The organism is Amycolatopsis sp. NPDC104863 (genome assembly GCF_055582965.1).
In genome coordinates, this window is record NZ_JBVJOW010000006.1 from 527,085 (window position 1) to 553,741 (window position 26,657).

The 26,657-nt window shown below is 74.0% G+C and carries 8 protein-coding genes; 6 read left to right on the forward strand and 2 right to left on the reverse strand.

What is annotated here, in order from left to right; all coding sequences use genetic code 11:
* Position 1 precedes the first annotated feature (1 nt).
* Genes ACZ63J_RS33090 through ACZ63J_RS33115 form a run of 6 tightly spaced genes read left to right on the forward strand, consistent with a single transcriptional unit; the run spans position 2 to position 8,691 of the window.
* Positions 2-4,501, forward strand: coding sequence for an amino acid adenylation domain-containing protein (locus ACZ63J_RS33090; protein ID WP_465401310.1), 4,500 nt, complete (start codon positions 2-4; stop codon positions 4,499-4,501).
* 18 nt (positions 4,502-4,519) lie between these two features.
* Positions 4,520-4,720 carry an MbtH family protein gene (locus tag ACZ63J_RS33095; protein ID WP_465401311.1) on the forward strand — a complete coding sequence of 67 codons (201 nt, stop codon included), beginning with the start codon at positions 4,520-4,522 and terminating at the stop codon, positions 4,718-4,720.
* 43 nt (positions 4,721-4,763) lie between these two features.
* A complete protein-coding gene (locus ACZ63J_RS33100; protein WP_465401312.1) occupies positions 4,764-5,981 on the forward strand; it encodes an MFS transporter in 1,218 nt (405 codons plus the stop codon).
* A gap of 11 nt (positions 5,982-5,992) precedes the next feature.
* On the forward strand, positions 5,993-6,667 hold the full coding sequence (locus ACZ63J_RS33105) for a class I SAM-dependent methyltransferase (RefSeq protein WP_465401313.1): 675 nt from the start codon (positions 5,993-5,995) through the stop codon (positions 6,665-6,667).
* A 28-nt stretch (positions 6,668-6,695) separates the two neighbouring features.
* On the forward strand, positions 6,696-7,454 hold the full coding sequence (locus ACZ63J_RS33110) for a thioesterase II family protein (protein WP_465401314.1): 759 nt from the start codon (positions 6,696-6,698) through the stop codon (positions 7,452-7,454).
* A gap of 43 nt (positions 7,455-7,497) precedes the next feature.
* Positions 7,498-8,691, forward strand: a complete 1,194-nt coding sequence (locus tag ACZ63J_RS33115) for a cytochrome P450 (protein ID WP_465401315.1) — start codon at positions 7,498-7,500, stop codon at positions 8,689-8,691.
* 35 nt (positions 8,692-8,726) lie between these two features.
* On the opposite strand, the gene ACZ63J_RS33120 is transcribed toward ACZ63J_RS33115, so the two are convergent.
* Positions 8,727-14,459 (reverse strand): SDR family NAD(P)-dependent oxidoreductase, encoded by a 5,733-nt coding sequence (locus tag ACZ63J_RS33120; protein WP_465401316.1) that lies wholly within the window; start codon positions 14,457-14,459, stop codon positions 8,727-8,729.
* On the reverse strand, positions 14,456-26,536 hold the full coding sequence (locus tag ACZ63J_RS33125) for an SDR family NAD(P)-dependent oxidoreductase (protein ID WP_465439719.1): 12,081 nt from the start codon (positions 26,534-26,536) through the stop codon (positions 14,456-14,458). The genes ACZ63J_RS33120 and ACZ63J_RS33125 overlap by 4 nt, the downstream gene beginning before the upstream one ends.
* Positions 26,537-26,657 lie beyond the last annotated feature (121 nt).

Sequence of the window (26,657 nt, forward strand, 5' to 3'; positions counted from 1 at the left end):
GATGACCGGCACCTGGATTCCCGTGACGAAGGCCGGCGCCACCACGGGACCGCTGGCCCCGGGCCAGCGAGCACTCTGGTTCCTCGACCGCTTCTCCCCGGGTACGGCGACCTACAACATCCCGTGGGCCCTGCGGCTGCGCGGGCCACTCGACACCCCGTTGCTGCAGCGCAGCCTCGACGCCGTGGTGCGGCGGCACGAAGCTCTCCGGACCACGTTCTCCGGTGCGCTGGGCGAGCCTCGCCAGGTGGTCCACCCGACGATGCCCGTGCCCATCGAAGAGCACGACCTCCGCTCCGCCCGCGATCCCGCGGCCGCGGCGGCCGCCCGGCTGGCCGAGCTGGCGCGGCGGGGCTTCGACCTCGAACACGGCCCGCTGCTGCGCGCCGCGCTGGTGCGCTCGGAGGCCGGGGAAACGACTCTGCTGGTGGTGTTCCACCACATCGTCTTCGACGAGCTGTCGACCGCGGTGTTCGAACGTGAGCTGAGCGAGCACTACGCCGCCGCGGCGACCGGGACCGGACCGCTCCCGCGGCCGCCGATGGTGCAGTACCTCGACTTCGCCCGGCACCAGCAGGACCTCGGCCGCGCACCGGAGGCCGCGAAGAAACTGGATCGGTGGCGCGAACGGCTCGCCGGGGCGCCGACTGTCCTGGAACTGCCCACCGACCGGCCTCGCCCGACGGTGCGGAAGTTCACCGGCGCCACCGTGTCCGCGGACCTGCCGGACCCGGTCGCGGCGCGCGTGCGTGCGTTGGCGGCCGCCGAAAGCACCACGCCGTACGTGGTCCTGCTCGCCGCCTTCGCCGCCCTGTTGCGGCTCGACACCGGGCAAGAGGACCTCGTGATCGGCAGTCCGGCCGCAGGCCGGGACCGCTTCGAGTGGGAAGACCTGATCGGCTACTTCGTCACCATGCTGCCGCTGCGCCTCGACGCCGGGGGCGACCCGGCGTTCCGTGACCTGCTTCGCCGGGTCAACCTCGCCGTGCTCGACGACCTCGACCACCAGGAAGTGCCCTTCGAGTCCATTGTGGATGCCGTGCTCGCCGACCGCCCGGCGGACCACTCGCCGCTGGCGCAGGTGGTGTTCGGAATGCACGACGAGCGTTCCGCACACCGGGAGGTCACCCTCGGACCGGTGCGGGGCACGCGGCTGTCGCTGGACACCGGGACGGCCAAGTTCGACCTCATCTGGTCGGTGTCCGACCGGGGCACCGGGTTCGGGCTGGAAGTCGAATACGACACGGCCCTGTTCGACGAAGCCACGGTCGACCGTGCCGTGCACCGGTGGCTGCTGCTGCTCGACGCTGTCACGCAGGACGCGCGGCAGCCGATCACCGCCCTCGACCTGCTCACTCCCGCCGACCGCGCGATCGTCGGCCCCGTCGCCCCCGCGCCGGCCCGCGCGGCGGTCGCGCTGCACACCCGGTTCGAACAGGCAGCGGCACAGCACCCCGGCCGGGTCGCCGTTTCGGTCGACGGCGAGTCACGGACCTACGCGCAGCTCGATGCCGGAGCCAACCGGGTCGCGCATCGGCTGCGCGCGCTCGGCGTCGAACCCGGTGATCGGGTGGGACTGCGCCTCGAACCGTCCGCGGCCCAGGTCGAAGCCGTCCTCGGTGTGCTGAAGGCCGGTGCTGCCTACGTTCCGGTGAACCCCGTGGACCCAGCCGAACGAGCGGACCTCGTCTTCACCGACGCCGGAGTCCGGCTGACCCTGTCCGACGAAGACGTCCACGCCGCGAGATCGGAACCGGCGGACAACCCAGGTATCGCCGTCTCGGCGGACGACCCGGCCTACGTCATCTACACCTCCGGCTCCACGGGCCGCCCCAAAGGCGTGGAGGTGACCCACCACAACGTGGTCTCCCTTTTCGACGCGACTTCGCCGGAGTACGGGTTCGCCGCCGACGACGTCTGGACCGTGTTCCACTCCTACGCCTTCGACTTCTCGGTCTGGGAGCTATGGGGCGCGCTGCTGCACGGAGCCCGCGCGGTGCTGGTGCCGTTCGCGGTCAGCCGCACGCCGGAAGAGTTCGCCCGGCTGCTGGCGGACGAGCGGGTCACCGTGCTCAGCCAGACCCCGTCGGCACTGGGGCAGCTCACCGCGGCGCTGGCCGAGCGGCCGCGAACACTGCCGGACCTGCGGCTGGTCGTGCTCGGCGGGGAGGCACTGCGACCGCACCACGTCGCCGGCTGGTTCCGGCACGTGGACGCGCCGAAGGCCCTGCTGTGCAACATGTACGGCATCACCGAGACCACCGTGCACGTGACCCGGCACGACATCGCCGGCCCGGCGGACTTCACCACCAGCGTGATCGGCCGGCCGCTGCCTCACCTGTCGGTCGCGGTCCTCACCCCCGCCGGAAAGCCGGCGCCGATCGGGATCGTCGGGGAGATGTTCGTCGGCGGCGCGGGCGTCGCCAACGGATACGTGGGCAATCCCGGGCTGACCGCCCGGCGTTTCGTCACCAGCCCGGTCGCCGGTGACGGTTCGCGCTGGTACCGCTCGGGCGACCTCGCCCGCTGGCGGCCCGACGGCTCTCTCGAGTACCGGGGCCGGTCGGACCACCAGGTCAAGATCCGCGGGTTCCGGATCGAGCCCGGCGAGATCGAACACGTGCTCGCCGAACACCCGGCGGTGTCCGGGTGCACGGTGCTGCCCCGGACCGAACCAGGCGGCACGCACCAGTACCTCGTCGCCTACGCCGCGACCGGTGGCGGGAACACCTCCGCGGCCGAGCTGCGGGCCCACCTCGTGTCCCGGCTTCCCGCGCACCTCGTACCCGCGGTGATCACCCCGCTGCCGGACCTGCCCTTGACCGCCAACGGCAAGCTCGACCAATCGGCTCTGCCCGCGGCCGCCCAGGCACCCGGGGACCGGGGTCGCCACGAGCCACCACGCACGGAGCGGGAACGGTTGCTGGCGAGGGTGTGGCAGGAGGTGCTGCGGGTGGACCGGGTCGGCCGCACCGACAACTTCTTCGAGCTCGGCGGCGACTCGATCCGCAGTGTGGACGTCGCGGGCCGGATGCGCACCCACGGGTTCGACCTGAGCCTGACGGCCTTGTTCGCCAGCCCGGTGCTGGCCGATCTGGCCGCGGCGGCCCGCCCGGTCGGCTCTGCCGGGGACGCGGTCCCGAGCGCGGCGTTCGACCTGGTCCCCGCCGGCGACCGGCCGCACCTGCCGCCGGACGTGGTCGACGCCTACCCGATGACGTCCATGCAGCTGGCGATGGTCTACCACATGGAGCTGGAACCGGGCCGCAGCCCGTACCAGAACTTGAACAGCTACCGGATGTCCGGCGCCTTCGACGAGGACGCGATGAGCCTCGCACTCGCCGAAGTCACCATCCGGCACCCGGTGCTGCGCACGTCGTTCGACCTGGTGTCCGCCGGCGTGCCGATGCAGCTCGTGCACCGGACGGCCACCGTCGACCTCACCGTGGAAGACCTGCGCGGCTTGGACTCCTCCAACCAGCACGAGCGCGTCGTAGAACTGGCGAACCGGGAGTGGGCCAAGCCGTTCGACGTGACTCGCGCGCCGATGCTGCGGGTGTTCATCCAGCGGCTCGCCGCCGGCACCTACCAGTTCACCCTCGTCGAACACCACGCCATCCTCGACGGCTGGAGCTTCACCTCGCTGCTGGCCGAGCTCCTGCGCCGGCACGCCGAACTGCGCGACGATCCCCGGCCCCGGCCGGCACCCGAGCCCGTCACCTCGTTTCGCGACTACGTCGCGCTGGAGCGGGCGACGGCGGAATCGGCTGCCTCGAAGCGGTTCTGGGCCGATCGGCTCGCCGGGGTCCGGCCGACCACGTTGCCCCGCACCGGCAGCGGCGATGTGCGCGCGGCCGACTCCGGAGTGCTGGAGCGGGAGCTGCCCGAAGCCTTGGGCGCCCGGCTCCGGCGGTTCGCGGCCGAGCACGGCGTAGGGGTCAAGAGCGCCGCGCTGGCGGCCCACGTCGTGGCGCTGGCCAAGCTCACCGGCGACCGGGAAATCGTCACCGGGCTGACGGTCAACGGACGGCCGGAAGACGACACCGGCACCGATGCCAAGGGCGTGTTCCTCAACACCGTCCCCCTCCGGGCCGTTCCGGCACCCGACTGGCCCACCCTGGTGCGGGACCTCCACCGGCAGGAGACCGAACTGCTTCCCCACCGGCGCACGCCGCACAGCGAGATCGTCCGGCACCTGGCCGGTCCCGCACTGGAGTGCAGCTTCACGTTCAACCGGTTCCACGCGCTCGGCACACTGTCCACAACGGACGCCGCGATCATCGACCCGCGCCTGGGCGTGGAACCGACCGTGCGCCGCGAGCCGAACCACTTTCCGCTCAACGTGGCGCTCGTCCAGGACCCGGGCTCGGACCGGTCACTGCTGATCGCCGACAGCGGCACTCAGGCGCTGTCCGCCGAGCAGCTGCACCGCTACGCCGCCGACTACGCGACCGCTGTGGACGTCATGACCGGCGCCCCGTGGTCGGCTCCCTTCGCCTGACCAGCACCGGAGGATCCCGTGCACGACAACCGACAGTTCGCCGTCGTCGTCAACGACCACGCCCAGTACTCCGTCTGGCCCGCGGACACCGAGCCACCCGCCGGCTGGCACGCCACCGGCACCACCGGGACCCGGCCGGAGTGCCTGGAGCAGATCGACCGGGTGTGGACGGGTCTGCGGCCCGAATCCCTGCGCACCGCGAGCGGGGCACCCCGCTGATGCCCCGCTCGAGCACCTTCGGCCGGCCGGGAGGAGGGTTCGGATGCTGCGCGATCCCGCGTTCCGCGTGCTGTTCTGCTTCCAGGTGCTGACCGGCTTCGCCAGCAACAGCCTGTTCCTCTCGCTGGGCGTGTGGGCCAAGGACCTGACCGGCAGCAACTCCGCGGCGGGGTTGGTGTTCTTCTGCGTGGTCCTGCCGGTGGCCTTCGGGCCCCTGATCGGGTATGCCGTCGACCACCTTCGCCGCAGATCGGTGCTGCTGACCGTCAACTGTGCCGCGGTCGTCCTGGTGCCGTCGCTGCTGCTGGTGCGTTCGGCCTCGAGCCTGTGGCTGATCTACGTCGTGGCCGGCGCGTACGGCCTCGCCGCCGTCTTCCTGCGGTCCGCCCAAGCCGGAATCGTCAAGACCCTGGTGGCCCACGACGACCTGGCCGTCGCCAACGCCTACCTGCGTTCGGCCGGGGAGGTGATGCGGGTCGTCAGTCCCCTGTTCGGGGTCGGGCTGTACGCCTTCCTCGGGGGCCGCACCCTGGCGCTCGTCGTCGCGGTCGTGTTCCTGCTGGCCGCGGTCACGCTGCGCCGGCTGCGGGTCGCCGAGGCCGCGCCCGCGTCCGCCGACGTCCCGCGGAGCGTGGTGCGCAGGGTCGGCGCCGGGCTGACCCACCTGTGGTCCCAGCCGCGGCTGGTGGTGATGACGACCGCGATCGGCCTCGCGTTCGGGGTCGTCGGGTTCTTCGACAGCTCGGACTTCGCCGTCGTCAGCGAGGGACTGGGCAAGCCCGCGTCGTTCCTGGGCGTGCTCACCAGCGTCCAAGGCGTCGGCAGTGTGGCCGGCGGCGTCACCGCGGCGGTGCTGATCAGGCGGCTCGGCGAGTCCGCGACCGCCGGGGCCGGGCTGGCCGGGATGGCCTTGGGCGCGCTCGGTATGACACAGCAGTCGCCGGTCGTCGTGTTCGCGGCGTTCGCCGCGTTCGGCGTCGGGGTGCCCTGGCTCGTCGTCGGTTACACCACAGCCTGGCAACGGGACACCCCACCCCACCTCGTCGGCCGGGTCGCCACCGCCGCCGACCTGTCGATCCTGGGACCGCAAGCGCTTTCCATCCCGATCGGCGCGCTGCTCATCGAATCGGTGCCCTACCGCCTGCTGCTGGCCGTCTGCTTCGTGGTGCTGCTCACCGCCGGCGTCACCCTCGTCCTGCGCCGTCGAGCGGACGCTCGACCCGGCGTCCGCTCGGAAACTTCCCCGTCAACGTCCAGTTAGGAGTCCGCCCCATGTCCCGCCAGAAAGGCACCGGCCCCGGCGCGTTCAGCCCCGAAGGTGACCCCGTCGAGCTGTACTCCATCCTCCGCGCCGGCCGCACGCCCGACGTCGTCAACAGCGCACTGCCGCCTTCGGCGTTCGTGCTCGAGCTCGGCGCCGGCGCCGGGCGGCTGACCCATCCGCTCGTCGAGCTCGGCCACAAGGTCGTCGCCGTCGACCACAGTCCTGACATGCTCGCCCACATCCGCGGCGCCGAAACCGTGTGCGCCGAGATCACCGACCTCGACCTCGGCACCCGCTTCGACGCGGTCGTGCTGGGTTCCTGCCTGGTCAACCTCACCGACGCCGAGGTGCGGTACGAGATGCTCGCGACCGCACGCCGGCACGTCCGGGACGGCGGCCAGGTCATTATCGAACGCGCGCTGCCCGAATGGTTCACCGGGGTCGGTGAACCCCGGGAATGGGACGAGCTGACCGCGACGCTCGTGCGCGCCGACCACCTGACCCCGCACCTCGTGCGCGCCCTCATGCACTACAGCTGGCGGGGCCGGGAGTGGACCCACCTGCAACACGTGCAGTTCCTCGACGACGCCGAGCTGGACCTCTACCTCGGCTCCACCGGGCTGAGCCGAGCCGGCTGGCTGACCGACGACATGTCCTGGTGCACCGCCACTCCCGTGCCCTGACCGACCGCCCCGGAAGGAGCAGAAGACCATGCCGAACCCGGCCACCCGGGGCGACTGGTTCTGGTTGCCCGAACCCCGGCCGGACGCCGCTGTCCGGCTCTACTGCTTCCCGCACGCCGGCGGCGACGCACCGGCCTTCGCCGACCTCGCCCGCGAACTGCCCGAGCAGGTCGAGGTCTGGGCCCTGCGCATGCCCGGCCGCGCCGGACGGGCCCACCACCCACCGCCCCCGACGTTCGACGCACTCCTCGACTCGGTCACGCACGCGGTCGTGACCTCCCTCGACCGGCCCTGGGCCGTACTGGGACAGAGCATCGGCGGCCTGCTCGCCTACGAGACGGCCCGCGCCCTCGCACCGGTGTCCGCCCCGCTCGCCTGCACCGTGCTCGGGTTCGCCGCGCCCCACACCCTGGATTCGCCGGGTGGCACGACCGCCGCCGACGCCGACGAGCTCATCGACTTCCTGCTCGGTGACGACCACGCGGCGGCGATCCTGCGGCATCCGGTGCTGCGCGAGCACGCCCGCCACGTCCTGCGCTCCGACCTGGGTCTGCTCGGCTCCTACCGCCATCGGGCCGAACCGATCTACGGGCAGCCTCTGCACGTCGTGCGTGGCACCGACGACACCTCGCTGTCGCGCCGGGACGCCGAGTCGTGGCACGAGCTGTGCACGGGTCACGTCACCACGGCCGAGCTGCCGGCGGGCCACCTGATCCTGCAGTCGGGCGCGGCGGCGGTGCGCGCGGTGGCCCGCACCACGACCGAACTGCTCACCGCCCGGCTCTGAACCCCGGCGCCGGGCCCGCACCCAAGACCTTCCAGGAGGAGCCATGACCGGAGTGGCCACCACCCTCGACCTCACCGATCCCGCGTTCTGGGCCGCCGAGGACTGCCACCGGGTGCTGCGCGAGCTGCGTCACGCGGCACCCGTGCACCTGATCGAATCCGCGGAAGAGGGACCACTGTGGTGCGTCCTGTCACACCAGCTCGCGAGCGCCGTGCTCAACGACGCGGCGACGTTCAGCTCGCAAAGCGGGTCCCTGCTCGGCTCGGGAAAAGGCACCACACCCGCCGGCGCCGGCAAGATGATGGCGCTAACCGATCCCCCGAAGCACCGCGACCTGCGCCGGCTCGTCCTGCCGTTCTTCACCAAGAGCAAGGCCACCGAACTCACCGGCCGGGTGCACCAGCTGACCGGCGAAGTCGTCGAAGCCGCGATGGAGCGTGGCGACACCGACTTCGTGCGCGGCATCAGCACCGCGACGCCGCTGGCGGTGATGTGCGACCTGATCGGCGTCCCCGAAGGCGACCGGGACCATGTCGTCCGCCTGTGCGACGCGGCGTTCCTGGGCACCACGCCGGCCACCCGCAGCGCCGCGCACCAGAACCTGCTGCCGTACCTGTTCCAGCTGGCCCTTCGGCGTCGCGCCGACCCGCAGGACGACATCATCAGCACCCTGGCCACCCACCGCGTCGACGATGAGCTGCTCCCGCTCGAGGAGGTGCTGCTCAACTGCGACAACATCCTGGTGGGGGGAATCCAGACCGTGCGGCACACCGCCACGATGGCGATGCTCACGCTCATCGACCACCCCGAGGCGTGGGAGACCCTGGCCGCGCCGGACTGCGATTCCGCGCTCGCCGTGGAGGAGCTGCTGCGGTGGACCTCGGTCGGCCTGCACGTGCTGCGCACGGCGACTCGTGACGTCGAGCTGGCGGGCCGGACCATCCGCGCCGGTGACCGGGTCGTGGTGTGGCCACCGGCGGCGAACCGGGACGAGGCGGAGTTCGAGGCGCCGGACCGGCTGAACCTGCGCCGATCCCCGAACCGTCATCTCGCGTTCGGCTGGGGTCCCCACTACTGCATCGGCGCCCCGCTGGCTCGTGTCGAACTGGCTTGCCTGTTCACGGTTCTCGCGCGACGAGCCGCACCGCCCGGCCTGGACGCCCCTCCGGAGTACAACAAGTCCATCATCAACTTCGGACTCGAGACCCTGGAGGTGCGTCTCTCGCCACGTCGCTGATCCCCGGTCGATGGCCGTGCCGCGCGAGCGACTGCTCACGGCCGGGTGAACCGCGTCCGGATGGCGTCGGCGACCTGGTCGGCGTGTTTCGCCATGATGGTGAAGTGGTCGCCGTCGAGGACCTGGTTCTCGTGCGGCTGCGGCCACTCGTGGCGCCACTCGGCGTCCTCGAGCGGGTCGGCTCCGGCCGGCGTCCGCGGCGGGGCGGCGGCGGTGAGCATCAGCACCGGCACCGACAGCTCGGGGTCGAGACGCCATTCGTCGTTGTGCAGGCCGATGTAGAGCGCGGACGCGGTGATCTTCTCGAACGAGTAGTTCTCGCGCCGCGTCACTTCCTGGTACTGCCGCTGGAAGAACTGCTGCAGCCGGACCGGGATGTGGTCGCCGGTGTAGGTGTCGATCAGCACCACGCCGAGGGGCCGTGGGGCGCCGGCGCGCTCGATCGCGGCGGCCACGGCGTGCGCCTGGGCACCGCCCGACGAGTAGCCGACCAGCACGTACGGCTCGTCACCGCCGGCCCGGCCGACGGCGTCGGCGAGCGTGTCGACCAGTGCGGTCCACGACGCCGCCACCGGCGCGTCGATCGTGTACCCGGGCGGCACGATCACCGTCACGTCGGCGACGCCGGCGAAGTGTGCGGCCATGGCGCTGTAGTTCAGCACCGGCTCCCAGGTGGAGATCGACGGCAGGCAGATGAGCTTCGGCATGAGCTGTCCGCGCGCCAGTTCGGTGACGCGCACGCCGGCGGCCAGCGCCTCGACTGTCGTCCCTCGTTCGCGGACCGCGGCGGCGGCCGTGGCCAGCGCGGTCGCCGCCGGGTACTGGCCGCTCTCCGCCAGCGCGGCGTAGACACCCGCGAAGTCGCGGCCGGACGACGGGGTTTCGCGCGGGCGGTCGAGCCGGGCGAGCAGGTCCTGGGCACCGGCACGCGGGGTGGCGTGGTCGAACACCCACGTCACCGGCAGCTGCACCCCCGTGGCCCGGCTGAGCCGGTTGCGCAGTTCCACCGCCGTCAGGGAGTCGAACCCCGCTTCGCGGTACACCTTCGTCGCGCCGAGCCCGCCGTCATCGGTGTCCCGGCCCAGGACGACGGCCGCCTCGCGGCGGACGAGGTCGGTGAGCACCTCCAGCTTCGCCCCGGCGTCCAGGCCGGTGAGGTCCGGCGCCCCTGGCTTCGGCGCGGCCGTGCGCGGTGCGAGGTCCCGCAGCAGCGGGTCGACCGTGCCCGCGCGCAGCGCCGCGTGGTCGAGCAGCACGGGCACCAGGACCGGTTCGGTCGACGCCAGGGCCGCGTCCAGCAGCGCGAGGCACGTCTCTTCCGGCATCACGCGCAGTCCTGACCGGGCGGTCCACTGCGCTTCGCGAGCCGTGCGCTGCTCGTCCGCTTCCCGGTGGCTCCACAGGCCCCACGCGAGGGAAGTCGCGGGCAGACCGGCCGCGCGGCGGCGGGCGGCGACGGCGTCGAGGGATGCGTTGGCCGCGGCGTAGGCGCCCTGCCCGGGGCTGCTCAGCACCCCCGCGGCCGACGAGAACAGGACGAACGCCCGCAGGTCGCTCTCGCGCGTCAGCTCGTCGAGGTATTCGGCGGCCTCGCTCTTCGGTCGCCGTACGGCGGTCAGCCGCTCCCGGGTGAGGTCACCGATCAGGGCGTCGTCGAACACGCCCGCGGCGTGGACCACCGCGGTCAGCGGCCCGGCTGACTCGACGAGGTCGCGCAGCTGGTCCCGATCGGTGACGTCGCACGCTACGGTGCGCACCGACGCCCCCGCCGTCTCCAGCTCGGCGACCAGGGACGCGTTCGCGCCGGTCCGCGAAGCCAGGACCAGCCGCCGGATCCCGTGCGCGGCAACGAGGTGCTTGGCGACGGTTCCGCCCAGCACACCGGTGCCGCCGGTGATCAGCACCGTCCTGGCCGGGTCGAGCGGGGCAGCTTCGCCGGTGCGCTCGAGCCGCTTCAGGCGGGGCGCGACGAGCGAACCGTCCCGCACGGCCAGCTGCCACTCCCCCGTGTCCAGCACGTCGGGGATCTCGTCGCCGGGGAGGTCGAGGAGCAGGAACCGGTCCGGCAGCTCGGCCTGGGCGCTGCGCACCAGGCCCCACACCGCGGCCGCGCGCGGGTCCGTCTCGGCGTCCCGCGTGACGACCACCAGCCGTGTGGGGCCGGTGGCGAACCGCTGGAGCGCGTCGAGGACGTCACCGAGGTCGCCCGCCCGCAGCACCGCCCACGGCTCGTCCGTCACCTCGTCGGCCGAGGGCAGTTCGACCGGTCCCGGCACCGGCGAAACCGGCACCCAGTCCACCACCAGGGGTTTCGGGGCGAACGACACCGGTCGCGTCACCAGTGATCCGGCCGAGAACACGGGCGCGCCCGTCTCGTCGGCGATCAGCACCGCGACGCCGTCGGCCGAGACGGTCAGCTTCACGCGCACCGCGGAACCGGCGGTCCCGGGCACGGCGACGTCCTTCCACGCGAAGGCGATCCCCGGCTCGCCGTCGGCGAGGAAAGCGGGGTGCAACGCCGCGTCCAGCAGGGCGGGGTGGATCGCGAACCCGCTCGTCTCGGCTTCGATCGCGACCTCGCCGTAGAAGCACCCGTCCGCCCGCCACGCCGCGCGCAGCCCCTGGAACGCCGGGCCGTAGTCGTACCCCAGGTCGGCGAGCTTCGCGTAGAAGTCCTGCAGCCCCAACGGTTCCGCACCGGCCGGTGGCCACGGCCCCGGCGGTTCCGGGACCCCTGCGTCGGCGCCGAGCATGCCGGTGGCGTGCCGGGTCCACTCCGGACCGAGGCGGGAGTGGATCTCGAAGGTGTGGCCGCTCACCGCCACCTGCACCGCGACCTTGTCCGCGCCCAGCACCAGCGGCGTCTCCATCACCAGCTCGCGCACGACCGGCTGGTCCACCCGGCGGCCGGCCTGCACCGCCAGTTCGACGAACAGCGACCCGGGCGCCAGCACGGTGCCCGAAACCGCATGCTCGGACAGCCACGGGTGCGTCTCCCGGGACAGCTCACCGGTCAGCACGAGGCCGCCGGACGGGCTCGCGACGGCCGCGCCGAGCACCGGGTGCGGCACGCCTTCCAGGCCCAGCCGCGTGGGGTCGCCGTGGGTCTCGGGGCGCAGCCAGAAGTGCCGGTGCTCGAAGACCGTGGTCGGCACCGGGACCGGCCGGACCTCGGGCAGCGCCGACGTCCAGTCGACGTCGGCGCCGTGGGCGAACAGCTCCGCCAGGGTCCGGGCCAGCCGGTCCGGGCCACCGTCGTCGCGGCGCAGCACCCCGGTGACCGCCGCATCCGGCAACGTCCCGGAGATCGACGAAGCCAGCACCGGGTGGGTGCTCACCTCGACGAACAGCCCGAACCCGGCCAGCTCGGCGACGGCGTCGGCGAAGCGCACCCGGTTGACCAGGTTGCGTCCCCAGTACCCGGCGCCGGGCGGCTCCCGTACCCAGTCGGCGTCCACAGTGGACATCCAGGGCACGGTCGGCACGCGGCCGCGGACGTCGGCCAGCAGCTCCACCACCCGGTCCGCGATCGGTTGCGCGTGGCGCGTGTGCGAAGCGAACGAAGAGGCCACGGCGCGCACCCGCACCCCGCGCTCGCGGTAGTGCCGTTCGACCTCGGCGATCGCGTCGTGGCTCCCGGCCAGCACCACCGAGTCCGGGCCGTTGACCGCGGCGATCTCGATCCCGTCCGGGACGTCCACCTGCTCCACCGGCAGGCCGACGGTCACCAGTCCCCCGCCGCGACCCAGTTCGGCGCCCGCCGCCGCCCGCAGCGACACGACCTTCGCCGCGTCCTCCAGCGTCAGCGCGCCCGAAACGCACGCCGCCGCGATCTCCCCCTGCGAATGCCCGACCACCGCGTCCGGCCGCACCCCGCAGGACTCCAGCAGCGCGGCGAGGGACACCATCACGGCGAAGGTGACCGGCTGCAGCACCTCGACCCGGTCCAGCGGGCCGGCGCCCAGCACCACGTCCCGCAGCGACCAGTCCACCCAGGGCGCCAGCGCACGCTCGCACTCCGCCATCCGGGCCGCGAACACCGGCTGGGCGAGCCACAGGTCCCGGCCCATGCCGACCCACTGCGCGCCCTGGCCGGGGAACACGAACACGGTCTTGGGCTCCTCGCTCGCCACGCCGGTGACGACCCCGGCCGAGGTCCGGCCCGCGGCGACGTCTCGCAACCCGGCGACGGCGTCCGCGCCGAGCACCACGGCGCGGTGCTCCCAGCGTGCCCGGCCGGTGGCCAGCGCCCGAGCGACGCCGGCCCGCTTCGCCCGGGTCGTCGTCAGGTGTTCGGCGAGCTTCGCGGCCTGGGCGGCCAGCGCCGTGGCGGACCGCGCCGAGACGACGAGCGGCCAGGCCCCGGGTGCCTCCGCGGGCAGTTCCTCGGTCCCGGCGGGAGCTTCTTCGAGGATGACGTGCGCGTTCGTCCCGGCGACGCCGAAGGAGGACACCGCGGCCCGCCGCGGGTGCCCGTCCGGTTTCCAGGCGACCGGCTCGGTCAGCAGCTCGACGTCACCCCGCGACCAGTCGACCTGGTCGGTCGGCCGCTCGACGTTGAGCGTGCGAGGCAGCAGTTCGTGCCGCATGGACAGGACCATCTTGATCACCCCGACCACCCCGGCCGCCGCCTGGGTGTGGCCGAGGTTGGACTTGACCGACCCGAGCAGCAGCGGCCGGCCGCGGCGCTGCTGCCCGTAGGTCGCCAGCAGCGCCTGCGCTTCGATCGGGTCGCCGAGCACGGTCCCGGTGCCGTGCGCCTCCACGGCGTCCACTTCGGACGGCTGGACGCGAGCGTCGGCCAGCGCCTGCCGGATCACCTGCTGCTGTGCCGGGCCGTTGGGCGCAGTCAGCCCGTTGGACGCGCCGTCGGAGTTGACCGCGGAACCCCGCAGCACCGCGAGGATCGGCATTCCGGTGCGCTGCGCGTCGGAAAGCCGTTGCAGCACCAGGACTCCGGCCCCTTCGGACCAGCCGGTGCCGTCGGCGTTGGCGGAGAACGACTTGCACAGCCCGTCGGAGGCGAGCCCGCCCTGTTTGGAGATCTCGGTGAACACACCAGGCGTGGCCATCACCGTGACCCCGCCGGCCAGCGCGGTCGAGCACTCGCCGGCCCGCAGGGCGCGCTGGGCGAGGTGCAGCGACACCAGCGACGACGAGCACGCCGTGTCGACCGTGAGCGACGGCCCCTGCGCGCCCAGCACGTAGGAAACGCGGCCGGACAGCGCCGCCGGAGCCGTGCCGGTGAGCAGGAACCCCTCCGACTCGCCCTCGGCGCCGATCCCGTAGGACTGCATGGAAGCGCCGACGAAGACACCGAGATCGCTGCCCCGCAACGAAGTCGGGTCGATCCCCGCTCGTTCCAGGGCCTCCCACGCGGTTTCCAGCACCAGCCGCTGCTGGGGATCCATCGCCAGCGCTTCGCGGGGCGAGATGCCGAAGAAGTCGGCGTCGAACGCGCCCGCGTCGTGCAGGAACGAGCCGCGCCGGGTCACCGACTTGCCGGTGCCGAACAGCGCGTCCAGGTCCCAGCCGCGGTCGGTGGGGAACTCGCCGACGGAGTCGCGCCCGTGCGCGAGCAGGTCCCAGAACTGTCCGGGCTCGGCGATGCCGCCGGGCAGCCGCAGGCCGATCCCGACGATCGCGACGGCCTCGCCGCGCTCGGCCTCCAGCTGCGCCACGCGGTCCCGGGCCCGGCGCAGCTCGACGGTCATCCGCTTGAAGTACTCGACGCTCTTGTCGTCCACACCGGCCTCCACCGCCGTCACCCGAGTTCCTGGTCGAGGAATTCGAAGAGGTTGTCCTTGGTGACCTCGTCGAGGTCACCGTTGCGCGCCGGTTCCGCCACCGGGAGCGCGTCGAGCAGTTCTCGCAGGCGCGCGGCCACGACAGCGACCGCGGGATCGGCCGCGTCGAGCGCGCCCAGCTCCGCGCCGAGCCGGTCGAGCCGGGCCGGCCACGCGGGTTCGGTGGCGGGCTCGGCCAGCTGGTCGTGCAGGTGCCCGGCCAGCGCCGTGGCGTTCGGATGGTCGAAGACCACCGTCGCCGGGAGGGCCGCTCCCGTAGCCGCGCCGAGCCGGTTGCGCAGTTCGACCGCGGTCAGCGAGTCGAACCCGGCGTCGCGGAACGACCGGGTCCGGCCGATTTCCCCGCCCAGTACCGCGGCGGCTTCCGTGCGCACGAGGTCGAGCAGGCGCGCCCGCCGTTCCGGCTCGGCCAGCCCGCTCAGGTCGAGCCGGGACCGCTTCGGCGCGGGCGCGACGCCCGCGAACGCGGAGAGCACGGCCGGCAGGTCTCCCGCTCGCGCGCGGAGGGCGGGCTTGTCCAGCCGGATGGGCACCAGGTCCGCTCTCGGCGCGGTCAGTGCGGCGTCGAGCAGGCGCATCGCCCGCTCCGGGGCCAGCGGGCGGACCCCCGACCGGGTCATCCGGCCGGCGTCGGCCTCGGTCAGCCGGGCCGCCATGCCCGTGTCCCACGCGCCCCAAGCCAGCGAGACCGCCGGGTGTCCGGCGGCGCGCCGCCGGGCCGCGAGGGCGTCCAAGGCCGCGTTCGCGGCGGCGTAGTTGCCCTGCCCGGCGCCGCCGAGCACCCCGGCGGCCGAGGAGAACAGCACGAACGCGGCCAGGTCCCGGTCGCGGGTCAGCTCGTCGAGGTGCAGCGCGGCGTCCAGCTTCGGCCGGAGCACCCGGTCCACCGCGTCGGCGTCCATGGTGGACACCGTCGTGTCGGCGACCACGCCCGCCGCGTGCACCACGGCGGTCAGCGGCACCGGGACGGCGTCGAGCAGGGCACGCACCTGGTCCCGGTCCGCGACGTCGCAGGCGGCCAGCGTCACCTCCGCGCCGAGGGCCTCGAGCCGCTCGCGCAGTTTGGTCGCCTCCGGAGCCGTGCGAGCGGCCAGCACGATGCGGCGCACGCCGTACGTGGTGACGAAGTGTTCCGCCACGACGGCACCCAGCGCGCCGGTACCGCCGGTGATCAGCACCGATCCGGCGGGGTCCGGCCGCCGGGGCAGGGTGAGGACGTTCTTGCCGACGTGCCGGGCCTGGGACATCGCCCGGAAGGCGTCGACGGCGTGGCCGACGTCCCACCGGGTGATCGGCGGCAGCGCCAGCGCGCCTTCGGCGAACAGTCCGAGCAGCGTCGCCAGCATCTCCCCGATCCGGTCCGGTCCGGCTTCGTTGAGGTCGAACGCCCGGTAGCCGGGGATGCCGGTGCGGACGTCGGTCTTGCCCATCTCCAGGAACCGCCCGCCGGGGCGCAGCAGCCGCAGCGACGCGTCGACGGCCTCCCCGGTCAGCGCGTTGAGCACCACGTCGACCGGCGGGAACCGCCGCTCGAACCCGGTGGTCCGCGAGTCGGCGATGTGGTCGTCGGCGAGGCCGCTTTCGCGGAGCAGCGCGTGTTTGGGTGTACTCGCCGTGGCGAACACCTCGGCCCCGAGGTGCCGGGCGAGCTGCACGGCGGCGGTGCCGACCCCGCCGGTCGCCGCGTGCACCAGCACCTTCGTGCCGGCACCGAGACCGCCGAGGTCCACGAGCCCGTAGTAGGCGGTCAGGTAGGCCACCGGCACCGCCGCGGCCTGCTCGAACGTCCACTCCGCGGGGATCGGCGCGACGAGCCGCGCGTCGGTGGCCGAGACCGGGCCGAAGCTGCGTGGGAGGAGACCGAAAACCCGTTGTCCCGGCACGAAATCCACGTCTGGCCCGACCTCCGTGACGACACCGGCCGCCTCGCTGCCGAGCACCGGCTCGCCGGGGTAAAGGCCGAGCGTCATCAGCACGTCACGGAAGTTCACGCCCGCGGCCCGCACCTCGATGCGGACCTCCCCCGCCGCCGGCGGGCGGTCCGGGCGGCGGCGCGCAGTCACCCCGTCGACGGTCCCGGACCCGGTGACCTCCAGCGCCCACGCGCCGACGCCGTCGAACGCGGCCAGCCGCGGCACCCACACCGCGCCCTCGCGCACGGCGACCTGCGGCTCCCCGGCCCCGACGGCCAGCGGCAGCTCCGCCGGATCGCCGAGTTCGGCGAGCAGGTACCGGCCGGGGTTCTCCGTCTGCGCGCTGCGGACCAGGCCCCAGACTGCCGCCGCGACCGGGTCCTCCCGCGCCGGACCGGTGACCACCGCCAGGTTCCGACCCTGCGCCTCGGCCTCGGCGATGTCCGCCAGCACCGCGACGACGGCTTGCCGGGCGTCCGGCGCCTCGACCCGGTGCACGAGCCACCCGTCGGTCGCGGCCTCCTCGGCGGCAGGCAGCCGCACCCAGTCGAGCGCGTACAGGTCGTCCACGCGGGAGCCGGGCGCGGCCGGACGGCTGAGCAGCGAGTCCAGCGTCAGCACCGGATCACCGTGCCCGTCGAACACCGCGAGCGCGGCCCCGCCGTCGGCAGGCGTGAGCCGGACCCGGACCGTGGTGACGTCGCAGGCGTGCAGTTCGACGCCGGTCCAGGCGAACGGCAGCCGCGGCTCGCCCGCGTCCAGCGCGCCGACGTGCAGCGCGGCGTCGAGCAGCGCCGGGTGGAGGCCGAACCCGGCCGGGTCGAGCGAGTCCGGCAAGGTGACCTCGGCGAACAACGTGGCGCCCTGCCGCCACGCGGCGCGCACCCCCTGGAACGCCGGTCCGTAGCCGTGGCCCTGGTCGGCCAGCCGTTCGTAGAAGTCGGTGACGTCCAGGGGTGCGGCGTCGGGCGGCCACTCGGTGAGCCGGTCCGGGGCGGCGGTCGCGGGGGCGAGCGTGCCGCTCGCGTGGCGGGTCCACCGGTCCCCTACCCGGGCGTGCACCGCCACCGGGCGTCGACCATCCTCGGCCGCTCCGACGATCACCTGGACCGTCGCGGTTTCCCGGGGTTCGAGCACCAGCGCCGACTCGACGACGAGTTCGGCGACCGCCGGGCAGCCCACCCGGGCGCCCGCCTGCAGCGCGAGGTCGACCAGCACGGCGCCGGGCAGCAGCACCGTCCCGGAGATCACGTGCCCGGCGAGCCAGGGCTGGGCCGCGAGCGAAACACGGCCGGTCAGCACGATCCCGCCGGTTTCGGGGTTGTCCACGGCCGCGCCGAGGATCGGGTGCCGGACGTGGTCGACCCCGAGCCCGGCTGCGTCGCCGGTGCCGGGCGGCAGCCAGTACCGCTGGTGCTCGAAGGCGGTGGTCGGCATCGGTGCCTTCGGTCCGGCCGGGAGCACGGCGGCCCAGTCGACGTCGGCTCCGCGGGTGAACACCGCGCCCGCGGCGGCGAGCGCGGACTCGGCCTCCGGGCGGTCCCGGCGGGTCACGGCGACGGCGGCCGGGCCGTCGGCGAGACCCGCGATCAGGCCGGTCAGCGTGCCGCCGGGGCCGAGCTCCAGCACGGTGCGCACCGGCAACGCGGCCACGGCGTCGGCGAACCGGACGGTCCGGCGCACCTGGGCCGTCCAGTAGTCCGGCGAGCAGGCTTCGGCGTCGGACAACGGTTTCCCGGTCACCGAGGAGATCAGCGGCACGGTGGGCGGGCGGAAGTCCAGCGTCGCCGCGACCGCGTGGAACTCGGCCAGCATCGGTTCCATGAGCACCGAGTGGAACGCGTGGCCGGTGGTGAGGTCCCGGCACCGGTGACCGGCGGCCGTGAGCGTGGCGACGGCTTCGGCGATCCGGTCGCGGTCGCCCGAGAGCACTACGGAGGCCGGTCCGTTGACGGCCGCCAGGTCGAGGTCACCGCACAGGGCACGGACCTCGGCCTCCTCGGCGGCGACCGCGACCATCCGGCCCGCTCCGGGCAGGTCCTGCATCAGCCGCCCGCGCGCGGCGACCAGCTTCGCCGCGTCCGGCAGGGTCAGTACTCCGGCGATATGGGCGGCGCTCAGCTCGCCGATGGAGTGGCCCAGCAGCACCGACGGCCGGATGCCCCACGCCGCCAGCAACTCCGCCATCGCCACTTCCACCGCGAACAGCGCCGGTTGCGTGTGCACCGTGGCGTCCAGGTCGCCGCCTTCGAAGACGATCTCCCGCAGCGGCAAGGCAAACTCCGCGCACACGGCGTCGAACGCGTCGCGGAACACGGGGAACGCTTCGTAAAGTTCACGACCCATCCCCGGCCGCTGCGCGCCCTGACCGGCGAACGCGAAGGCGACCGCGCCGTCGCCCGCCGGGGCGGACGCGGGTAGCGACCGCAGCGCCTCGGCGGCCCGTGCGGGATCCTCGGCGACGACGACCGCCCGGTGTTCCCAGTGCGCCCGCGCGGCGAGGGTCCGGGCGACGGCGGGCAGGCCGGCGTCCAGGTGCGCGGCGATCCGCTCGGCCTGGGCGGCGAGCCCGGTTTCGGTGCGGGCCGAGACGACGAGCGGCACCGGGCCGGTCGCCGTCTCGGCCTCGGGTGCCCGCGGCGGGCCTTCTTCGATGAGCACGTGGGCGTTGGTGCCGGACACGCCGAACGAGGAGATGCCCGCGCGTCGCGGGCGTTCGCCGCGCGGCCAGGCGACGGGCTCGGTCAGCAGCGCCACCGCTCCCTCGGTCCAGTCGACCTTCGCGCTCGGGGTGGCGGCGTGCAGGGTGCGGGGCAGCAGTCCTCTGCGCAACGCCAGCACCATCTTGATCACGCCGGTGACCCCGGCCGCGGCCTGCGTGTGGCCGAGGTTCGACTTCACCGAGCCGAGGTGCACGGGTTCGGATCGGTCCTGGCCGTAGACCGCCATGATCGCCTGCGCCTCGATCGGGTCGCCGAGCACGGTGCCGGTGCCGTGCGCCTCGACGGCGTCCACTTCGGACGGTGCCAGCCCGGCGTTCGCCAGTGCCTGCCGGATCACCTTCTCCTGCGCGGGCCCGTTCGGTGCGGTGAGCCCGTTCGACGCGCCGTCCTGGTTCACCGCGCTTCCCCGCAGCACGGCCAGGATCTCGCGGCCTTCGCGGCGGGCGTCGGACAGCCGTTGCAGGGCCAGGACGCCGACGCCTTCGGCCCAGCCGGTGCCGTCGGCGTCGGCGGAGAACGAGCGGCAGCGCCCGTCCGGGGACAGGCCGCGCTGGCGGGCGAACTCGACGAACCCGCCCGGGGTGCCCATCACCGTGGCGCCGCCGGCCAGCGCCATCGAGCACTCCCCCGATCGCAGCGACTGCGCGGCCAGGTGCAGCGCCACGAGCGACGACGAGCACGCGGTGTCTATCGAGACCGCCGGGCCCTGCACCCCGAGCACGTACGCCACACGACCGGCCGCGACGCTGGCCGCGGTGCCGGTGCCGAGCAGGCCTTCGAGGTGTTCGGCGCGCGTTCCGCTCGCGTAGTCGTGGTACATCAGGCCGGTGAAGACGCCGATTTCCTTGCCGCGCAACGACGTCGGGTCGACGCCCGCGTGTTCCAGGGCCTCCCACGAGGTTTCCAGCAGCAACCGCTGCTGCGGATCCATCGCGAGCGCCTCGCGCGGGCTGATCCCGAAGAAGCCCGCGTCGAAGTCGCCCGCGCCGTCGAGGAAGCCACCGTGGCGGGTGTAGGTCGTCCCGGGGGTGGCGGGGTCCGGGTCGTAGAGCGCGGCCAGGTCCCAGCCGCGGTCGGCGGGGAAGCCGCCGATGGCGTCGCCGCCGCCCGCGAGCAGGTCCCAGAACTCGCCGGGCTCGGTGATGCCGCCGGGCAGGCGGAGGCCGAGGCCGACGATCGCGATCGGCTCGGTGGTCGCCACCGTCACCGCCGCCGTGGCGGGTGCTGCCGTGGTGCCCGCCAGACGGTCGCGCAGGTGCTCGGCCAGTGCGGTCGCGCTGGGATGGTCGAACACGGTGGTCGCGGGGAGCCGGAGTTTGGTCGCCGCGGCGAGCCGGTTGCGCAGCTCGACCGCGGTGAGCGAGTCGAAGCCGAGGTCGCGGAAGGCCGTCGACGGCGGCACCGGCTCCGAACCCAGCACCGCGCCCGCTTCACGGCGCACGAGTGCCAGCAGGTCACGCTCGGGGGCCGCCGTGCGCCGGGGCGGTCCGGCGAGGGCTCGGAGCACCGGCGGGAGCCGTTCGCCCTGCTCGCGCAGCTTCGGCAGGTCGAACACGACCGGCACCAGCAGCGGGCGGGGCGAGCGCAGAGCCGCGTCGAACATCCGCAGCCCCTGCGCCGGGGCGATGCCGGAGAGCCCGGCCCGGGTCATCCGGCCCTTGTCCGCGCCGCTCAGGTGCCCGGTCATGCCGGACGGCGGCGTCCACAACCCCCAGGCCAGCGACCAGGACGGCAGCCCGGCTGCCCGCCGCTTCGCCACCACGGCGTCGGCGTAGGCGTTGGCGGCGGCGTAGTTGGCCTGGCCCGCGGACCCGAGCACTCCGGCCGCGGATGAGAACACGATGAACGCGTCGAGATCGCGGCTCAGCTCGTCGAGGTGGTCGAGCGCGTCGGCCTTCGGGCGCAGCACCGCGTCGAAATCGGTCAGGCTGGTCAGCAGTCCGTCGTCGAGGGCACCTGCCGCGTGGATCACGACCTTCGGGGCGAGGTCGAGGAGCTTCCGGACCTGCTCGCGGTCGGAGACGTCGCAGGTCTCGAAGCGGACGTCGGCCGCCCGCAGGCGTTCGGCCAGGCCGGCGTCGTAGCCGGACCGGGACGCGAGCACGAGGTTCCGCACGCCGTGGTCGGTGACGAGGTGCTCGGCGACCAGACCGCCGAGCGTCCCGGTGCCCCCGGTGATCAGCACCAGGCCGTCGGGGTCCCAGGCGAAGGGGTCGCCCTCGTCGCGGACCCGCGTCAGCCGGGGAACGCGCGGGCGGCCTTGCTCGATCAGGAGCTGGGTCTCCCCGGCGTCGAGGGCCGCGGTGACCAGACCGGGCAGCTCCGGAGCGTCGTTGGCCAGCAGGAACCGGCCGGGGTGCTCGGCCTGGGCGCTGCGGACCAGACCCCACACCGCCGCGGCGACCGGTTCGTCCGGCGGCTGGGACGTGGCGACGACCAGCTGTTCTTCGGTCCGGAGCAGCTGCAGCACCTCGTCGAGGACCGACCGCAGCGGCCGGTCGGTGGCGACGCGGTGGATCGGCCAGGAGGCCGTGGACGCGGTCGTGAGCGGCGCGTCGACCCAGTCGAGGCCGTAGAGCGGCTCGGTCGCGACCGGGCGGGTGACCAGCTCGCCGAGCGTGAGCACCGGGGCGCCCGCCGGGTCCTGCAGGGCAAGCGCGATCCCGTGCGGGGTCGGCGTCAGCCGGGCGTAAACGGTGGTCGCGCCGGTTTCGTGCACGGCCAGCCGGTTCCAGGCGAACGGCAGGCGCACGCCGTCCGCGCCGCCGAGCGCGGTGGCGTGCAGGGAGGCGTCGAGCAGCGCGGGGTGCACGGCGTACCCGGCGGGTGCCTCCGGCAGGGTCACCTCGGCGAAGATCGCTTCCCCCTGCCGCCAGACCTGGTGCACGCCTTGGAAAACCGGGCCGTAGCCGTAACCGAGATCGGCGAGTTCGGCGTAGAAGCCGGCGACGTCGACCGGATCACCGGCCGGGGTGAAGGGGGTCGGTTCGGCGGCCGCGCCCAGGGTGCCCGTGGCGTGACGAACCCAGTCGCCGTCCTCGGCGCGCGCGTGGATGCTCAGCTCGCGGCCGTTGGTCACCAGCTGGATGCGGCGGGGGCGCGCGTCGAGCGCGATCGGTGCCTCGATGACCAGTTCCTCGAGGCCGGGGTGCCCGGCGAGCACGCCGGCCTGCAGGGCCAGTTCGGCCAGCACCGCGCCGGGCACGAGGACCTCCCCGGCCACGACGTGGTCGGCCAGCCAAGGGTGCAGCGTGGTCGACAGCCGGCCGGTGAGCACCAGCCCGCCGGTCGCCGGGTTGTCGACGACGCCGTCGAGGATCGGGTGCGCGAGCGGCGAGCCGGTGGCGGCCGGGCGTGGGAGCAGCCAGTAGTGACGCCGCTCGAACACCGTGGTGGGCACGGCCACCGGGGGCACGTCGGGCACGACCGCGGTCCAGTCGACGGCGGCGCCGTGGGTGAAGGCTTCGCCGAGTGAGCGGAGGAACCGGTCGCGGCCGCCGTCGTCGCGGCGCAGCGAACCCACCGCGGCCGCGCCCGGCAGCGTGTCGAGCACCGCGGCGGTGAGGATCGGGTGCGGGCTGCACTCGACGAACAGGTCGAATCCGCCGAGCTCGGCGACGGCCGCCGAGAACCGCACCGGTTCGCGCAGGTTCCGCACCCAGTAACCGGTATCCACCGCACCGGCCCACTCGACGTCCACAGTGGACATCCACGGAATCTCCGGCGCGACGGTCTCCACCGCACCGAGGCGCGACTGGATCTCGTCGGCCACCGCGTCCACCTGGGCGGTGTGCGAGGCGTAGTCGACCTCGATCCGGCGCACCCGGATGTCGGCCTGCCGGTAGCGTTCCTCCAGTTCCGTCAGGAGGGCGGGGTCTCCGGCGAGCACCACCGAGCGGGGCCCGTTCACTGCCGCGATCTCCACGCCTTCGGGCACGTCGTCCGGCGAGATCGCCACCGACAGCATGCCGCCGCGTCCGGCCAGCCCGGCGGCGATCACCTGGCTGCGCAGCGCGACCACCTTCGCGGCGTCCGCCAGTGAGAGCGCACCGGCCACGCACGCCGCCGCGATTTCCCCCTGCGAGTGGCCGAGCACCGCGTCCGGCGTGAGCCCGTACGACTGCCACAACACGGCCAGCGACACCATCACCGCCCACGAAACCGGCTGCACGACGTCGACCCGGTCCAGCGGCCCGCCGAAGACGACGTCGCGCAGCGACCAGTCCACGAAGGGCGCCAGCGCGCGCTCGCACTCGGCCATCCGCGCGGCGAAGACCGGCTCGGACTCCCAGAGCTCGCGGCCCATGCCGGGCCACTGGGCGCCCTGGCCCGGGAAGACCAGCACCGTCCGGCCGGACCCGGCCGCCACGGGGGTCGCCGCTCGCAGCGCGGCCGCGGCGTCCGAGGCGGACTCCGCGACCACGACCGCCCGGTGGCTCCACACCGAACGGCCGGTCACCTGCGCGCGAGCCGTCCGGACCAGCGACGCGCCGGCCTCCAGGTACTCGGCCAGCTTCGCCGTCTGCGCGGCCAAACCGGACTCCGTCCGCGCCGAGACGACCAGCGGAACCGGCCCGAACGTCGCGAATGACCCATTCGCGGCTTCGGAGGTCCCGAATGACCCATTCGCGACTCCCGGCCCGGCGGCGGGCGGTTCCGCGACCGGCTCGGTCCGCGGTCCTTCCTCCAGCACGACGTGCGCGTTGGTGCCGGACATGCCGAACGACGACACCCCGGCCCGGCGCGGACGTCCCGTCCCCGGCCAGCCGGTCCGCTCGGTCACCAGCCGGACCGCGCCGCTCGACCAGTCGACCTGGCCGGTCGGGCGCTCGGCGTGCAGGGTTCGCGGCAGAACGCCGTGCCGCATCGCCAGAACCATCTTGATCACCCCGATCACCCCGGCCGAGGCCTGGGTGTGACCGAGGTTCGACTTCACCGAGCCGAGCCACAGCGGCGTCTCGCGGCCCTGGCCGTAGGTCGCCAGCACCGCCTGCGCCTCGATCGGGTCCCCCAGCACGGTTCCGGTGCCGTGCGCCTCCACGGCATCCACTTCGGACGGTTCCATGCGCGCGTTGGCCAAGGCCTGCCGGATCACCTTCTCCTGAGCCGGACCGTTCGGCGCGGTCAGCCCGTTGGACGCGCCGTCCTGGTTGACGGCGCTGCCGCGCAGGACCGCCAGGATCTCCCGGCCGTCGCGCTCGGCGTCGGAAAGCCGTTGCAGCACCACGACTCCGACGCCTTCGGCCCAGCCGGTGCCGTCGGCGTCGGCGGAGAAGGGTTTGCACCGGCCGTCCGCGGCCAGGCCGCCCTGCCGGGCGAACTCGACGAACCCGGTCGGCGTGGCCATCACGGTGGTCCCGCCCGCGAGGGCCGTCGAGCACTCCCCCGACCGCAGCGACTGCGCCGCCAGGTGCAGCGCCACCAGCGACGACGAGCACGCCGTATCCACGGTGACCGCCGGGCCCTGCGTCCCCAGCACGTAGGCCACCCGTCCGGAAAGGACACTCGACGACACGCCGGTCAGCAGGAAGCCCGACGAGTCCGGTGAGGACATTCCGTACGCCTGCGTCGCCGCGCCGACGAACACGCCGAGTTCGTTGCCGCGCACCGACTTGGGCGCGATCCCGGCGCGCTCCAGCGCCTCCCACGACGTCTCCAGCAGCAGCCGCTGCTGCGGGTCCATGGCCAGCGCCTCGCGGGGGCTGATGCCGAAGAACCCGGCGTCGAACAACCCCGCGTCGCTCAGGAAGCCGCCGCGGGTGCCGGCCGCGTCGAACTCCGGGTCGAGGTCCCAGCCGCGGTCGTCGGGCGCCGCGCCGATCACGTCGCGGCCTTCGGCTAGCAGGTCCCAGAACTCCTCCGGCGTTTCGACGCCGCCCGGGAGCCGCACGCCCAGGCCGACGATCGCGATCGGTTCGTCGGCGGTGGCCCGCGGCCCGGCCGGTTCGGACGCAGGCGCCGCGCCGGTCAGCTCGGCGTGCAGGAACGCGCCGAGCCGGTGGGCGTCGGGGTGGTCGAACGCGACGGTGGCCGGCAGCCGGATCCGGGTCGCCGCACTGAGCCGGTCGCGCAGCTCCACGGACGTCAGCGAGTCGAACCCGGCGTCCCGGAACGCCTGCTCCCCGTCGATCGGCCCGGCGAGCGCGAGCACCGCGGCGGCCTCGGCCCGCACCAGCTCGACCAGCTCGGCCGCCGAACGGTGTGCCACCGGCGCGGTCTCTTCGTCCGCCGGTTCGACGACCCTCGACAGCAACGGGCTCGGCCGCGCAGCGGTGAACAGCGTGCCGAAGCGCGGCCAGTCGATCCGGGCCACGACGGCCGCTGTCCGGCCGCTGCCGACGACCTCGGCCAGCGCGCGCACGGCGGCTTCCGGCTTCATCGTGAGCACGGCGCGGCGACGCAGCTCGGCCTCGCCGTCGGCGGCCATGCCCGCGCCGCCCCACGCGCCCCAGGCGATCGCGGTGGCGGCGAGGCCGCGGGCGCGGCGGTTGCCGGCCACGGCGTCGAGCACGGCGTTCGCCGCGGCGTACGCGCTTTGCCCGGCGGCTCCCCACACCCCGGCGATGGAGGAGAACAGCACAAACGCGTCCAGCGGCCGATCGCCCAGCAGCTCGTCCAGCACGACCGCGCCACCGGCCTTCGCCGCGAGCACGTCGTCGTAGGCGCGCCGGTCGAACTCGTCGATCCGGTGCAGCCCGCCGGGCACCCCGGCGGCGTGCACCACGGCGTCAGGCGGGTACAGCGCCAGCACCTCGGCGACCCCGTCCCGATCGGTGATGTCACAAGCGACCGGGATCATCCGCGGGTCGTCACTGGTGCCGCCACCGCGGCTGAGCAGCACCACGCGCTCGGCCCCGGCGGTCAGCGCCCACGCGGCGACGTGCCCGCCGAGCGCGCCGCTGCCGCCGGTGATCAGCACCGTGCCCCGCGGCGTCCACCGAGCCGAGCCGCCCGGCAGCGGGACGAGCCGCCGCCCGAACGTCCCGTCGGCGCGGATCGCCACCTGGTCTTCGTCGCCGCCGAGCACGCCGAACAGGGCGTCCACCGGCGTTCCGGCCGGCAGGTCGATCAGGCCACCCCAATGCTGCGGCCGCTCCAGGGCCGCGACCCGGCCGAAGCCCCACAGTTCCGCGGCGGCGAGGTCCACGACCTCGGTCGCGTCGACCGCGACGGCACCCCGGGTCGCCACCCAGACGCGGGCGTCCGGGTACGCGTCCAGCGTGGTCACCAGGTCGTCCACGGACGGCGACACGCACAGCACGCCGTCCGGCGCGACGGTTGCGCTCTCGGTGCCCAGGGCCGTCGCGAGGTCGTCGTCGCCGAGCACGAGCCAGCGCCCGGCGGGCGGCCGGGAGCGGTCCGGCAGGCGCTGCCAAGTGACCTCGTACCGCCACGGGTCCACAGTGGACCGAGGCTCGGCGCCGAGCCAGTAGTGGGGGGGGGGGGGGGACGGGGTTTTGCCCGGTGATCCACGGGCCTAGGAGGGGGGGGGGAGTGCCCCTCCGGACCCGCGGCGGGTAGGC